This window comes from Phycicoccus sp. Root563, assembly GCF_001427915.1.
GTDB lineage: Bacteria > Actinomycetota > Actinomycetes > Actinomycetales > Dermatophilaceae > Pedococcus.
On record NZ_LMGM01000001.1, the window covers coordinates 3,483,222 to 3,498,894 of the forward strand.

7 protein-coding genes are annotated in these 15,673 nt (G+C 71.1%); all 7 read left to right on the plus strand.

The features are described 5' to 3' along the window. Positions 1-177 precede the first annotated feature (177 nt). Positions 178-5,562: an IPT/TIG domain-containing protein gene (locus tag ASD62_RS16530; RefSeq protein ID WP_056916896.1), complete on the plus strand. Its 5,385-nt coding sequence runs from the start codon at positions 178-180 to the stop codon at positions 5,560-5,562. Between the two features lie 98 nt (positions 5,563-5,660). Then, complete coding sequence (locus tag ASD62_RS16535; protein ID WP_056916897.1) at positions 5,661-6,938, plus strand: multicopper oxidase domain-containing protein; 1,278 nt, start codon at positions 5,661-5,663, stop codon at positions 6,936-6,938. Between the two features lie 14 nt (positions 6,939-6,952). Beyond that, positions 6,953-8,266, plus strand: a complete 1,314-nt coding sequence (locus ASD62_RS16540) for a multicopper oxidase domain-containing protein (protein WP_056916898.1) — start codon at positions 6,953-6,955, stop codon at positions 8,264-8,266. Between the two features lie 8 nt (positions 8,267-8,274). Further along, on the plus strand, positions 8,275-11,496 hold the full coding sequence (locus ASD62_RS16545) for a multicopper oxidase domain-containing protein (RefSeq protein WP_056916899.1): 3,222 nt from the start codon (positions 8,275-8,277) through the stop codon (positions 11,494-11,496). Between the two features lie 14 nt (positions 11,497-11,510). Beyond that, on the plus strand, positions 11,511-12,023 hold the full coding sequence (locus ASD62_RS16550) for a hypothetical protein (protein WP_157581519.1): 513 nt from the start codon (positions 11,511-11,513) through the stop codon (positions 12,021-12,023). Next, positions 12,020-14,029, plus strand: a complete 2,010-nt coding sequence (locus ASD62_RS16555; protein WP_056916901.1) for a copper resistance CopC family protein — start codon at positions 12,020-12,022, stop codon at positions 14,027-14,029. The genes ASD62_RS16550 and ASD62_RS16555 overlap by 4 nt, the downstream gene beginning before the upstream one ends. Positions 14,030-14,132: 103 nt before the next feature. Further along, on the plus strand, positions 14,133-15,563 hold the full coding sequence (gene ahcY / locus ASD62_RS16560) for an adenosylhomocysteinase (RefSeq protein ID WP_056916902.1): 1,431 nt from the start codon (positions 14,133-14,135) through the stop codon (positions 15,561-15,563). The last annotated feature ends 110 nt before the right edge of the window (positions 15,564-15,673 follow it).

A 15,673-nucleotide genomic window follows, 5' to 3' on the forward strand; every position in this document is an offset into this window, starting at 1 on the left:
GATGTGACGCGCTGCTGAATCTCCAGTGACCGCAATCTCTTTCGGTCGTGACGAAGTCGTGAGGGTTCGCCGGTCGTCGGGTGCAAACGGTCAGCGGCGGCGGAGTCTGTCCCTCGGGGGCGGTGTTCCCCACCGGTGGGGCGACCAGCTCGACCGGCTCGCTCGTTGGAGGTCCTCATGCGCACACGCACCCGCACCGTCGTGGTCGCCCTGCTGGCGATGGTGGCCGGCATCCCGGCAGCCGCACTGCCCGTCGTCGCGCACGCGGCGCCGGCTGCAGTTCCTGCCGCGGCGACGCCCGGAAGCATCACGCTCGCGGTGGCGAGCGCGCGGACCGTCCGGCCGCAGGCCGGCTTCGTCCACGAGGGTGATGCCGTCACGGCGTACAAGTGGATCGTCAACGAGGACGCGACGGGCAATCCCGGCACCGCCACCGCCCCGCTCACCGACCAGTGCCTGCCCAGCAGGGCGACCGGCGGGTCGACCAACCCGAACTACGCCGACACCTGCCCCTGGCCGAGCACGCGCAGGACGAGCGGGTTCGCGCCGATCGTGGCCCAGGGCGACGAGACCGACCTCAGCCGCACCAAGGCCCTCGAGGGGCTGCCGCCGGGCAAGTACCTCATCTCGGTGACCGCCAAGGACTTCAAGATCGACGGCGCGCACTTCACCGTCACGCCGGGAGGGACCCAGCAGGTCTCGGTGGCCATGAACCCGACCCCGCTGCCCCTCAGCACCATCAAGATCCAGGTCTTCGAGGACAACGCCCCCGTCGACGGCACCTACGAGGTGGGCGCCGAGCAGGGCCGGGCCGGCTTCACCGCCAACCTCACCGACGTGTTCGGTCCCGTCTCGGTCGACTACTACGGCAACGCCCTCTGCACGGTCTACAAGCACCGCACCGCGAACGCCGCCAGCCCGATCCTCTTCGACGCGGACGACCGCCCGATCGTCGACACCACCCGCAGCACGGGCAAGTGCGTGAGCGACGCCTCCGGCGTCATCACCATCCCCAACCTCGGACCCAACCGGTATGCCGCGCTGGTCACCCCGCCGGCGCCGGTCGCCGGACAGACGTACCAGTGGGTGCAGACGACCACGCTCGAGGGCGCGCACGACCACGACATCTGGATCCAGGAGGGCTCCACCGGTCTGGACACCGAGATCGTCAAGGGCGCCGAGCCCGTGCCGGCGGTGCAGTTCGGCTTCGTCCGGACCAAGGCGCTCCCCTCCGGGACCAGGGCACCCAAGGGCGAGGTCAAGGGCAGCGTCGTCGCCGGGCTGCCCTACGTCGGCGGCCAGGGAGGGCAGGTCATCCCCGAGACCGGGTTCGCCGGGGCGAAGGTGGGCGGCCCGATCAAGAGCCCGTGGGTGGCCCTGTCCGACCTCGGTGCGGGCGACGCCGCGGTCTACGTCGGCCGTGGCGCGACGAACGGTTCCTTCGACATCAAGAACGTGCCCGACGGCGCCTACCAGCTGACCCTCTGGGACGACGACCAGGACTACATCCTGTGGAGCTTCAACGTCACGGTCGTGGGCGGCAACGTCGTCGACGTCGGGCAGAAGATGCTCGTGGGCTGGTTCACCCACATCTACGGCACGGTCTTCATCGACAGCAACGGCGACGGGGTCCGTGACCCGGGGGAGCGGGGCGTCCCGGGCTTCGGCCTGACCCTGCGCGAGCGCGACAACTCCCTGATGGACCAGTACACCAACACGGTCTCGACCAACACCGAGGGCAGCTACGACATCCGCGAGGGCTACCCCCTGAGCAAGTGGCTGGTCCTCGAGGCGTTCAACACGCGCTACCGCACCACCGGCGTGACCTGGCAGGCCGAGAACGAGACCGAGCCGACCACCCAGCTCGGTGGCCTGGTCGACCTCAGCGTCCTGCCCGTCATCGGCCTCGGTGGCCGCGTCGACTGGGGTGTGGAGCCGGTCCCCGGCGCGGAGAACGGCGGCATCGCCGGCACGGTCACCTACGACGTCACCCGCAACGAGCTCGACCCCGCGGATGCCGCCACCGAGGGCTACCAGCCCGGCATCCCCGGCATCGACGTGCACCTCTACGCGAGCAAGCCCTGCACGGCGACCACCGACGAGGACAAGGCGAACACCTGCCGCCAGGGCAAGGAGATCGTCCCCCTCAAGGTGACCGGTCCCGACGGCACCCTGGTGGACAACCCCGACCCGCAGCGCGGGGCCCTCGCCCGCGGGCCGGAGCTCGCGGACTCGACCACCACGGAGGAGTACGCCCCGCCGCGCGGCTGCACGGCGCGCAAGTACAACGGCGCCGAGCTGACCGACCAGCAGGCCCTGCCGGAGTCGGGTGCCGCCGCGAACCGGATGTGCGTCGAGGCCCCGATGATGGGTTTCACGGCCGGTCCGAGCGACTCGACCGAGGGCGACGGGGCCCAGACCGTCAACGGCAACTACGGCTTCTCCGAGTCCAACCTCAACCTCTTCCCGGTGGGTGACGACCGCAACCCGGCGCCCGACCACGACCTTCCGCTGTACGCGAACCTCAAGGACGCCGGGTACGACCCGCAGCCCCTGACGGCCAGCGACTACATCGTCGGCGTCGACATCCCCGACAACCCGGTCGGCGGCAAGCCGATGTACAAGGTCACGTCCGAGGAGGACATCAACGTCTTCACCGGCGACACCTACCTGCCGCAGGAGAACTACCCCCCGGCCACCCCGGCCATCGCCGCGGACCCCGGCGACCCGCCGGCACCCGAGGTCACCCCTCCCAGCCAGGACCCGTCCCAGACCGGCGGCATCGTGTCCGGCTGCGCCGGACCCCTGCACAAGGTGAACGTGACCGACGAGGACTTCCTCGCCGGGGGCGGCAGCCCGTTCCAGGGACAGGACCGGCCCTCCTGCCAGGACAAGCTCGTCACGGTCCGGGCCGGACAGACCACGGCACCGACGTTCAGCCTCTTCACCGACGTGCCGATCCCGACCCACTTCTGGGGCCTGACGATCAACGACCTGGGGCTGTCCCTCGACAAGCGCAGCGCGAACTACGGTGAGGCGCAGGGGCTTCCGTACGTGCCCGTCGGCCTCTACGACTACGCGGGACGGCTGGCCTACACGGCCCACACCGACTTCAACGGCATGTACGAGGCGCTCATGCCCTCGACGGGCACCTACAACTGCCCCGTCCCGGCCGGTCCGTGCCCGAACATGTACCGGTTCACCGGCAACGACCCGGGTGTGCCCGGCGCGCTCAACACGGACTACAACCCGCGGTTCAGGACGATCGCCGCCACCTTCCAGGGCTGGCCCGGCCTCTACACGGTCACCGACACGGCGCCGACCCAGGTGGCGGCGACGGTGCTGACCCCCGACACGACGGTGGCCAACAACACCGTCTGCGACGTGGACCCCGTGACCCCCCAGCTGTTCGCGGTCGACAAGGTGTACGTCCGGCTCACCGACAGCAACGCCCAGCGGCTGGTCACCATCCGTGGACGCGGGTTCGGTGCCAGCCAGGGTGCAGGCTCGGTGCGCCTCGGGTCCGCCAACGCGAACGTCATCTCGTGGTCCGACGAGGTGATCACGATCCGCGTCGCGGCCAACGCCGCCGCGGGGGCGCAGCAGCTGGACATCACCGCGTCCAACGGCCAGCACGCGACCAACAGCCTGACCCTGCACGTCCTCGACGCCGTCGGCGCCGCGGGGACGACGCAGAACAACCCCCGCATCGCAGAGGTCGCACCCAGCGGTGCCAACACCTACCGCACGATCCAAGCCGCGCTCGAGGCCGCCCGCCCGACGAACGCGACGCCCTACTGGCTCGTCGTCGTCCGACCCGGGGCCGCGACCGCGGTCAACCCCCGCGGCGAGTACTCCGAGAACCTCATCGTGCACAACCGGGTCCAGGTCCAGGGCTTCGGTCCCGGTGGCTTCGCCGCCAACGGCAGCTGGGTGCCCGGCACCATCGTCGACGGCTCGAGCTTCAGCGCCGACCAGGACAGCGGTACAGCCTGGATCGCCCTGCTCAACAGCCTGTCGTACGCAGGTGCCCGAGCGGTTCCTGACGGCGCGGTGTTCACGGTGCTCTCGCCGAGCAGCAACGCGGTGCCCACCGCCTACCCGCTCATGATCGACGGGTTCCAGGTCACCGGGGGCATCCAGGTGGACCAGCCCACGAACGTCAACGTCATCACGGGCGGGGTCAGCACCCCGTACGGCGCCACCGGGGCGCTCATCGCCCAGGGCGGTGGCATCTACGCCCACAACGCCGTGATGGGCCTGAGGGTGACGAACAACGTCATCGTCGGCAACGGCGGTTCGTACGGCGGCGGCATCCGGATCGGGACGCCCTACGCGGGCAACAGCCGCAACTACGGACCGGTCATCTCGCACAACCAGATCCGGGACAACGGCGGCACCAATCTCGCCGGCGGCATCGGCCTCTTCGAGGGCAGCGACGGCTACTCGGTCGACCACAACGCCATCTGCGGCAACCACTCGTCGGAGTACGGCGGTGGGGTCTCGGCCTACGGCTACCAGGCGCACCCCGCGGCGACCAGCGCGGGCTACGGCCCGGGCGGATCGGTGGACCACAACACCATCTGGTTCAACAGCTCCTACGACGAGGGCGGCGGCGTGATGATCGCCGGCGAGCTCCCTGCGGACCCGAACACGCTGTCCGAGGGCACGGGGCCGGTGAAGATCGACTCGAACCAGATCCGGGCCAACCTCGCCAACGACGACGGCGGCGGGATCAGGCTGCTGCAGACCTCGGGGTCGCACATCTCGCAGTCCTCCCCGGAGACCATCTCCATCACCAACAACACCATCGCCAACAACGTCTCGGCCCACGAGGGTGGGGGCATCGCCCTCGACGACGCGGCCTTCGTCGAGGTGGTCGACAACACGGTGGTGAAGAACCTGACGACCGCCACGGCCATCACGAGCGACGGGACCCCGGCCGCGGCCGGTCTGTCGACGGCGAGCTTCAGCGACCCGCTCCTCAAGCGGCTGCGGAACACGAACCAGTTCCCCAGTGCACCGGGAGTGGCTGCAGCCGGGTTCGCCAAGCCGACCCTCCTCGACGACCTGTTCTGGGACAACCGGGCCGGGAGCTACGTGGGCGGCTGGGTCCGAGGCATCGGGGGCACGCTCCCGGACGGCACGACGAACGACACCAACAACTGGGACATGGGCGTCATGGACCTGCCGGGGGCTCAGCTCCACCCGGTGAACTCGGTCCTGCAGACCATCACGGGCACCGACGGCGGGGCCAGCACCAAGGTGAGTGCCAACCCGCAGCTGCGGTCGCCGTACGACCTCACGGTGGACGTGCTCGCCGCACGGGCCTACCCCGCCTTCCGGCAGGCAGCCATCGTCACGACGAAGCTCCCGCTGACGCTGCTGGGTGACTACCACCTGGCGACCGGCTCGGTGGCGATCGGTGCCGGGGTCGCCAGCACCGCTGGGCCCTTGCCCGGCACCACCGTCGTGGCGCCGAGCACGGACATCGACGGTCGCAACCGGCCGACCAACCCGGGCAGAAGGTACGACGCCGGTTCGGCGCAGTTCGCCCCCTGAGACACCGGTGCGGGCCTCACCCCCTCACTTGGGGCCCGCACCGGCCACCACCAGCAGCACCACTCACCACCGCAGGACACGGACCAGAGGAGACCACCGTGAGCGACACAACGGCACCGGGCGCGAGCCGCCGGTCCTTCCTGCTCGGCGCAGCCGGCGTCGGAGCGAGCCTCGTCGTGGGGGCGCGCGTCATCGCCCCCAGCCCCGCGCGGGGAGCGGGCCTGCCCGCAGCAGCGCCAGCGGCCTCGCCGGCGCGGGTCACCCGCAAGCTCCACCTCGTCGGCACCGACGGCTGGGCGGCCATGCCGGCCAGCGCCCCGGCCGACCTCCCGTTCTTCCCGGACCCGTTGGCCCCACCCGGGTTCAACACCTACACGTTCGGGTTCAGGGACGTGACCGGGATGACCCCCACCCAGGTGGCAGCTCAGCGCGGCAAGGCGCAGATCAGTGCACCGACCCTGGTGTTCAACGAGGAGGAGGACATCACCATCACGTTGTCCAACCTCGGTCTGGTCCTGCGCCCCGACCTCTTCGACGGGCACACCCTGCACTGGCACGGGTTCGTCAACGCGATCCCGTTGTTCGACGGCGTGCCCGAGCTGTCGCTGGCGGTCCCGATCGGGCGCGACCTCGACTACTTCTACCGTCCGCACGACGCCGGCACGTACATGTACCACTGCCACTTCGAGGACGTGGAGCACGTGCAGATGGGCATGACGGGGATGCTGTGGGTCAAGCCCAAGCAGAACTCGCTCCCGATCGGCAACGACCCGTTGGGCACGAAGTACGCATACAACGACGGCGACGGGTCGACGAAGTACGACCGCGAGTTCGGCTTCCTGCTCACCGAGCTGTGGTCGGCCGCCCACTACCGCGACGCCCACATCCAGGTCAGCGACTGGACCGACTACGACCCGTCCTTCTGGTTGATGAACGGCCGCGCCTACCCGGACACCCTCGCCCCGAACGGTGACCCGAACAGCACGGCAGCGGGTCGGCTCCAGTACCAACCGAACTCGTCACTGGTCACCTGCAACGCGGGGGAGCGCGTCCTGCTCCGGATGTCGAACCTCGGGTACCAGAGCCACACCATGACCGCCGACAACATCGACATGACGGTGGTCGCCAAGGACGGGAGCCTCCTGCGCGGCAGGGACGGCACCGCCAACTACCTGTCGACCACGTCGGTCGACGTCGGTCCGGGTGAGAGCCGGGACGTGATCTTCCAGGCGCCCGGGCCCGGCGAGTACCTGCTGTACGACCGGCGCTACAGCTACCTCAACAACGGGGGCGGTGGCGGCTACGGCGGCATCATGACGCGGATCCGCGTCGGCGCCCCCGGCACCTACCCCGCCCAGACCAGCCCGAACGCGTGACGAGGGGAACCGTGATGACACCCACCCGCATCCCGAGGCCGCGGCGGTCCGCCCGCTGGGCCGTCGGCGCCACGGCCCTGGCGGCCGCGGTCGCGACCGCCCTCCTCGGCGGTCCCGCCCCTGCGCAGGCCGCTGCAGACAACGGCCTGCTCTGCGACACCTCGCCCACGAACACGTTCACGCTCAAGGCCGACGACGACTACATCGCCACCCCGGACGGCAACAGCATCTACATGTGGTCCTACGCGAACGAGGTCCGAGGACACTTCCAGTTCCCCGGGCCGACGCTGTGCGTGACCAGCGGCCAGAAGGTCACCGTCGTCCTGCACAACACCCTTCCCGAGGCCACGTCGATCGTGTTCCCGGGCCAGAAGGGGGTGGTGGCCAACGGGGCCCCCGCCCAGCCGCAGTTCGACGGCGGCGGGTCGCTGACCTCGCTCGTGCAGGCGGCCCCGGCCAGGACCGGCACGGTCACCTACACCTTCACGGCCGGGTCGCCCGGCACCTACCTCTACAAGAGCGGCACGGACGTCTCCAAGCAGGTACAGATGGGCATGTACGGCGCGCTCGTGGTCCGCCCCGACGGCCACCCGGACCGGGTCAACTCCCGCGTCGACTCGGCCTTCAGCCCCACGCACGAGTACCTGTTCCTCCTGTCCGAGCTCGACCCCGAGGCGCACCTCGCCGTGGAGCGCGGCGGCCCGATCGACTGGACGACGTTCAAGGCGCGCTACTTCCTCATCAACGGCCGGAGCATGCCGGACACGTTGGCGCCCAACAACGCCTCGTGGCTGCCCAACCAGCCGTATGGCGCCTTCGTGCACATCCGCGCGTACGACGCGGCGACCAACCCGCTGCCCGCGACGATCCGCTACCTCAACGCAGGAACGGTGGACTACCCGTTCCACCCGCACGGCAGTGACGAACGGGTCGTCAACCAGGACGGCCAGCCGGTGCAGGGCGACAGCGGGCAGGACCTGTCGTACCTCAAGTACGACATCGACGTGCAGCCCGGACAGAGCATCGACGTGCTCATGGACTGGCGGGACGTCGAGCACTGGAACGAGCTGACCAACCCGGTCCCGACGAACCTGCCGGCCATCACCGACCAGCTGCTGGTCGGGACGGACACCTGGTTCAGCGAGAGCCCCTACCTCGGTGTGAAGAACCCGCTCCCGGCGAACATCACCGACAACAACGTCTGCGGCGAGTACTACCACGTGGCCCACAGCCACGCGCTCCAGCAGGCCACCAACTACGGCGCCGCCTTCGGCGGGATGATGACGGTCTTCCGCATCGACCCCGTCGCCGGCTGCACGACGAACTGAGGTCGGCGATGAGCACCTACGGTCGAAGCACGAACGTCCCGTGGTCCGCACGCGGCGGGCGCTGGTTGGTCGGCCCCGTCGTGGTCGCCCTGGCCGTGTTCGGGACGGCAGGAGCCGCGGTGGCCGACGCCCCCGCGCACAACCCGGCGCCGAAGCCGGCCGGCTCGACGGTCCAGCGCAGCGGCGTCTCGCCGACGGCGCCGACCCGTCGCACCGCGCCGGTCGCGCCGACCCTCGACGCCGCCGACAGGGCTGCCGTCGCCGGGTCGACCACCACCCAGCTGCTGCCCGCCACGGGGCGGGCCGCAGCGGCGGGCACCCTGAGCCCCAGCGGCTGCACGACCACCGGCACCTCCGTCGCGTGCGACCTGTGGTCGCTGCCCGGCACGACGAGCATCCTGGGCCGCTCCATCCCGATCTGGGGCTTCTCGCTGACCGGTGACGCGGGTTCGGCCACGGCCCCCGGTCCACGGCTGGTCGTCCGCACCGGCGACACGGTGACCGTCACCCTCCACAACGGGATCAGCACCGCGATGTCCCTGGCGTTCCCCGGCATCCCCAGCAGCTCGTTCACCTCCGGGTTGTCCGCGTCCGCCCAGGAGGGCGGCGTCGCCACCGGCGGCACCGCCAGCTACACGTTCCAGGCGACGCGTCCCGGCACCTTCATCTACGAGGCCGGCCACACGGCCAACGGTTCGCGCCAGGTCGCCATGGGTCTCGCCGGCGCCCTCGTGGTGCTGCCCGGGGACGGGACGGCCTACGGCACCCCCGCCACGGCCTACGACGACGAAGCCGTCGTGGTGCTGTCGGAGATCGACCCGGGGCTCAACGCCAACCCGCTCGGCTACGACCTGCGCTCGTTCCACCCGCAGTACCGGTTGATCAACGGCAAGGCCTTCCCGGAGACCGATGCCATCCCCACCGACCAGGGCCACAAGGTCCTCCTGCGCATGGTCAACGCCGGATCGCGGACCCACGCCATGGGCCTGCTCGGCGGCGACCAGGTGGTCGTCGGCTCCGAAGGCCACCGGGCGCCATACCCGCAGCGGCTCACGGTCGCCGCGGTGCCACCGGGGGAGACCCTCGACACCATCACGACCATGCCCAGCGGCCCCGAGGCCAAGGTGGCCCTGGCCGAGACCGGTGACGTGCTCGCCAACGCCAGCCAGACCGCGGCCGACCCCACCCAGACGGCCACGGGCGGCATGCTCACGTTCCTCGACACGGCCGCGCCGCCACCGGCGACCGACGTCGTCGGGCCGGTCACGACCCGCGTGGTCGCCAGCCCGAACCCGTCCAACGGGCTCACGCCGGTGACGGTGACCGCAGACCTCAGTGACGTCGCCCAGGGCGGCTCCGGCATCGTCCAGGCGGAGTACGTCATCGACGACGCAGCGACCACCGGACCGGGCTTCGGCGTGCCGCTGACCGGCACCTGGGGCACCCCGACGGTCGTCGGCGCGACGGGCACCATCGACACCACGGTGCTCGCCTCGCTCGATGCCGGTCGGCACCAGGTCTTCGTCCGCGCCCTCGACGCCGCGGGCAACTGGGGCGCGGTCGGTTCGGTCGTCCTCAACCTGCCCAAGACCGGCCCGTCGACGACCAACGGCTCGGCCAAGCCCAACCCCGCAGGAGCTGCCCTCGTCAAGGTCACGGCCACGGGTGACGACACCCTGGCCGGAGGCACCATCGATGCCGCCGAGTACTTCCTCGACACCGCCGGCGCTGCGGGAACGGGCACGACGATGACGAGGAACCGCATCGCCACCGTGGTCTCGCTGAGCACGTCGCTGAGCGCCACCAGCGTGCAGGCCCTCACCGAGGGCACCCACCACGTCCTGGTCCGCAGCCACGACTCGCTTGGCCTCTGGGGTCCGCTGCTCGACATCCCGCTCGTCGTGGACCACACCGGTCCCACCGTCGACGGGGCCGCGGTCGGGCCGAACCCGACCAACGGCGTCCTCAGCGACCAGGCCAACCCCGGTTACCTCGTGGTGTCGGCGACGATCACCGACCGCGACGCGGCACAGGGCCTGCAGAGCACGATCGTCGACGCCGAGGCGTTCCTCGACCCGACGACGACGAACCCACCCGGTGACAGCGGCCTGCAGATGGTCGCCTCGGACGGGGCGCTCGACTCGGTGACGGAGACGGTGTACGGACTCATCCCGATCTCGCAGGTCACGTCCCTGGCCAACGGCCAGCACATCGTGTCGGTCCGTGGCAAGGACGCCGCCGGCAACTGGGGCACGCTGTTCCCGGCCACCCTCACGGTGGACAGGACCGCACCGCAGCTCAGTGCGCTGACGGCCTCGCCCAACCCGACCAACAGTGCCTCGACCCTCACCCTCACCGCGCCGACGAACGAGACGGCCTTCCGGTCCGCCGAGTACTGGCGCGGCACGGACCCGGGCGTCGGTCGCGGGACCACCGTCCCCGTGAGCTACGTCAACGGCAAGATCGTGGTCATGGTGCCGCTCGCCGGGGTGCCCGTGGGCTCCCAGAGCTTCGGGATCCGGGTCCAGGACGCCGCGGGCAACTGGAGCAACGCCCAGTCGACCACGGTCTCGGTGACCAGGGTGATGGCGATCTTCTCGGACAACTTCAACTCGGGCGGCCTCACGGCCTGGTCGGGGAGCACGGGTGGGGTCGCGGTCACGACCTCGGCCGGGATCCCCAACGACGGGGTCAACCGTGGTCTCGCGGTGACGCTCGCGGGCCGGACCAACAACCGTCCCGGGTACGTCGTCGACTCCACCCCCGCCGGCGAGACGCTCTACGACGCACAGTTCGCGTTCTCCGCAGGCTCGTTGACGACCGGCACCGGCACGAACTCCATCGTCAACCTGTTCGAGGCCAGGACCGCGGCGGGCGGCCAGGTCTACGCCCTGCAGTACCGCGGGTCCGGCGCCACGGCCCAGGTGCGGGTCGTGCTCGACCGCAGCGGTGGTCTGGCGGCGGTCAACGGTGGCTGGGTGACCCTCGGCGCCGGGTCGCACGTCCTGAAGACGGCGTGGCGGGCAGGGCCCGCGACGGGTACCGCGCGCGGCACCCTCGTCCTCAGTCGGGACGGCGCCGTGGTCACCACGGTGAACGGCCTCACCACAGGCCTGGCCGTCGACGACGCCTGGCTCGGCATCACCGGCGGGGTCACGGCCGGCAACAACTCCCCGATGATCGGCACGGCCTCGTTCGACACCTTCGCCTCCACGCGGGTCGGGCCGTGAACAGGGGAGCGACGGTGAGCCGGGGAACGACGCGGGCGGCCCGTTCAGGGGAGTGGGTCGCCCGCCCGGGCCGGGCGGTCGCCCGGCTCGGGCGCAGGGGCTGGGTCGTGGCGGCAGTCGTCCTCGCCCTCGTGGTCGGGGGCGCGGTGACCTCCCGGATGCTGTGGCACGACCCCGCCCAGGCCGGTATGCCGCTCAACGTGGACCTCGAGCAGTCGGCGGGGATCCGCTTCACCCGGGTGGCCGTGGTCGCCGACGGCGGCCTCCTCGAGGCGAGCTACGTCGTCCTGGACCCGGAGAAGGCGACGCGGTTCCAGTCCGACCGCGAGCACCCGCCGGCGATCGAGAGCGAGGAACGCGCCGAGAGCACCGAGCGGGTCGCACTGATGAAGCAGGGCCACCAGATGCGCGCCGGCCAGTCCTACTACCTCGTGTACAACAACAGTGGCGGCGTGGTCCGCTCCGGCGAGACGGCCCGGATCGTCTACAACGGGTTCGTCCTCGAGCACGTGCCGGTGATCGGATGATCCCGCTGCTCCGTCGCGCGGTCGTCCCGGCCGTGGTCGCCGCGTTGGCGATGACGGTGTTCGCGGGGGCCGGACCGGCGTCCGCCCACGCGTTCCTCGTCTCGAGCAACCCGGCCGACGGGCAGGTCCTCGACTCCTCGCCGACGGTCCTGCGGATGCGGCTGAGCGAGTCGGTGCTGCTCGGCTCCACGTCGGTGACCGTGGTCGGCGGGTCGGTCCGGCACGAGCTGACCGGCCTGCGCCTCGTGGAGACCGCCGACGGCGGCGCGGCGGCGAAGGACGGGGCCGACCCGCTCACGCGCCCTCGGGCGGCTGCCTCCTCGGACGAGGCCCCGGTCGAGCTGGTCGCCCCGTTGCCCGCACTCGGGCGCGGCTCCTACCGCGTCTCCCTGGAGACCGTCTCGGCCGACGACCTGCACCGCACCGCGGCCGTCCTGGTGTTCGGCATCCAGCAGCAGGTCTCGGCCGCGGGTCGGCAGGAGGCCGCCCCTCGCGTCGACGAGGCCCTGCTGCGCTGGGTCGTGCTCGCCGGCCTGTGCCTCGGCCTCGGGGCCGCACTCGTGCGCCGGCTCGCGACGCCGGCGCGGCACGGCAGCGTGGTCCGGGTCGCCCGCGCCTGCGACCAGGTCGCAGCCGCGGCGTGCGCGGTGGCCGCCCTGACCGCCGTCGGACTGCTCGCCGTGCAGCTGTCAGGGGAGGGGTCTGCCGGCCTCGACACCCTGTGGGGTGCCTACGGTGCCCGCTGGCTGACCCGGGAGACCGGCCTCCTGCTCATCGGCGCCGCCGCGGTCCTCCGCTGGCGGCGGCTCGCACCCAGAACGGCCCGCCTGACCGTGGTCTCCGGGGCGGTGCTGGCGACGACGGGGGAGGCCCTGCTCGGCCACGCGGGTGCGGGGGTGACCACCTCGTGGGCCAGGGTCGCCGCCACGGCACTCCACGTCGGAGCAGCCGCGACGTGGGCGGGTGCCGCGGTCCTCCTCACGGGGTGCGCGCTGGTCCTGCGTCGCGAGGGGGTGCCCGGTCGGGCGCTCGCGCGGGCCCTGCTCCGACGCTTCGGTGTGCCGGCCGCCGCCTGCGTCTCGGTCATGGTCGTTACCGGGGTGGTCCTGGCCAGCAGCGTGGTTGCCTCCGTCGATGCCCTGCTGGTCACCGACTACGGGCGGGTGCTGCTCCTCAAGGTGGCGGCCACCGCAGTCGCCCTGGCGCTCGGGCTGGCCCACACCCGCAGCCTGCATCCGAGGCTGCTGGTCGGCCGTCGTCGCGCGGCCACCGCGGCCGTCACTCCGGGCCGCTCCCTGGTCGTCGAGGGCGTCGCGGCGGGGGCAGCCCTCGCGCTGGCGGCGCTGCTCGCGGCCGGTCAGCCCGCGGTCGGACCCGCGCTCGTCGCCGACCCGGCCGCGCCCTTCGACCCCACGGTGTCCGCGTTCGCCGACGACCTGCAGGAACAGCTCTCGATCCAGCCGAACCGTCCGGGACCCAACGTCGCCGTCATCACGGTCTCCAGCACCCGTCGGCCGGACCCTGCACCGGTGACCGGGGTGACGGTGGCGGTGTACTCCAAGAACGGTGGCCTGCGGTCCGCCGGCACCGGTGAACGCTCGGCCCTCGGGCAGTGGAGCGTGCCGGTGACCATGACGGAGGCCGGCGCCGCCGACGCCGTCGTCACCGTGACCCGCGTCGGCGTGCCGCCCACCGAGCTCGCGGTGGACTGGGTGGTCGCCCAAGCCGTCCCACCGCGTGCGGTGCTCTCGCTGGCCCCGCTCCGCGGATGGCTGCTCGCTGTCGCCTGCGTGCTCGCTGCGCTCCTCGCCTCTGCGTGGTCCGTCGCAGGACTGCGCCGCTGGCGCGGCCGCTCTTGGCGGCGCACGGGCCCTGCGGTGGAGTGGTCCGAGGTGCCCGCTGGAGCCCGCGCCACGCCCACGTGGGCTGCGGCGACGGCGCTCGCGCCCGACCAGGACCCGGGGGCCCAGCCCGACCGAAGTGGACTCCCGGTACCCAGCCGGTAGACTGGGGGACTGCCGGCGTGGGTGATAACCCGCTCCTTCGATGTTCGCCCAGATGGGCTGCGCCGGGTCCGCAAACCAGCAAGTCAACTTCAGGAGTACTTCCATGTCCTTTGACTACAAGGTTGCCGACCTGAGCCTCGCCGAGGCCGGCCGTCACCAGATCCGTCTTGCCGAGCACGAGATGCCCGGCCTGATGTCCTTGCGCGAGGAGTTCGGGGCGGCCCAGCCGCTCAAGGGCGCCCGCGTCGCCGGCTCGCTGCACATGACCGTGCAGACCGCCGTGCTCATCGAGACGCTGACCGCGCTCGGTGCCGAGGTCCGTTGGGCTTCCTGCAACATCTACTCCACCCAGGACGAGGCGGCCGCTGCGGTCGTCGTCGGCAAGGGCACGCCCGAGGACCCCCAGGGTGTCCCGGTCTTCGCTTGGAAGGGCGAGACGCTCGAGGAGTACTGGGAGTGCACCGAGCAGATCCTCACCTGGCCCGGTGAGGGCGCCAACATGATCCTCGACGACGGTGGCGACGCGACGATGCTCGTCCACAAGGGTCGCGACTGGGAGGCCGCCGGCGCGGTCCCCGCCACCGACGAGCAGGACTCCGAGGAGGTCGGCGTCTTCAAGCAGCTCGTCCGCAAGACCCTCAAGGCCGACCCCACCAAGTGGACCAAGGTCGCCGAGCAGATCAAGGGCGTCACCGAGGAGACCACCACCGGTGTCCTGCGCCTCTACGAGCTCGCCGCCTCCGGCGACCTGCTCTTCCCGGCGATCAACGTCAACGACTCGGTCACCAAGTCCAAGTTCGACAACAAGTACGGCGTGCGCCACTCGGTCATCGACGGCCTCAACCGTGCGACCGACGTCCTCATCGGCGGCAAGGTCGCCGTCGTCGCCGGCTTCGGCGACGTGGGCAAGGGCTGCGCAGCGGCCCTCGCCGGCCAGGGCGCCCGCGTCATCGTCACCGAGATCGACCCGATCTGCGCGCTCCAGGCCGCGATGGAGGGCTACCAGGTCGCCCGCCTCGAGGACGTCCTCGAGACCGCCGACATTTTCGTCACCACGACCGGCAACTTCAACATCATCACCGCCGAGCACATGACGCAGATGAAGAACAAGGCGATCGTGTCCAACATCGGCCACTTCGACAACGAGATCGACATGGCCGGCCTGGCCAAGGTCCCCGGTGTCACCAAGACCCAGATCAAGCCGCAGGTCCACGAGTGGACGTTCGACAACGGGAACTCGATCATCGTGCTCTCCGAGGGTCGCCTGATGAACCTCGGCAACGCGACGGGTCACCCCAGCTTCGTCATGTCGAACTCCTTCGCGAACCAGACGATCGCCCAGATCGAGCTGTTCACGAAGAACGACGAGTACGACAAGCAGGTCTACGTGCTGCCCAAGCACCTCGACGAGAAGGTCGCCCGTCTGCACCTCGACGCCCTCGGCGCCAAGCTCACCGAGCTGACCAAGGAGCAGGCCGCCTACATCGGTGTCGACGTCGCCGGCCCCTACAAGTCGGAGCACTACCGCTACTGAGGCACCGCCTCACGGCACCAGCACCACCCGGTATGCCGCCCGCTCACCCGAGCGGGCGGCATACCTGTCTGTGGGTGCCGGCCACGGCCGAACGGGCGACTCTCCGCCCG

Excerpts from the sequence above, each read along its gene's own strand:
- ASD62_RS16555 (WP_056916901.1), top strand. The coding sequence starts at position 12,020 with ATGATCCCGCTGCTCCGTCGCGCGGTCGTCCCGGCCGTGGTCGCCGCG.
- ASD62_RS16540 (WP_056916898.1), top strand. The coding sequence starts at position 6,953 with ATGACACCCACCCGCATCCCGAGGCCGCGGCGGTCCGCCCGCTGGGCC.
- ASD62_RS16545 (WP_056916899.1), top strand. The coding sequence starts at position 8,275 with ATGAGCACCTACGGTCGAAGCACGAACGTCCCGTGGTCCGCACGCGGC.
- ASD62_RS16530 (WP_056916896.1), top strand. The coding sequence starts at position 178 with ATGCGCACACGCACCCGCACCGTCGTGGTCGCCCTGCTGGCGATGGTG.
- ahcY (WP_056916902.1), top strand. The coding sequence starts at position 14,133 with ATGTCCTTTGACTACAAGGTTGCCGACCTGAGCCTCGCCGAGGCCGGC.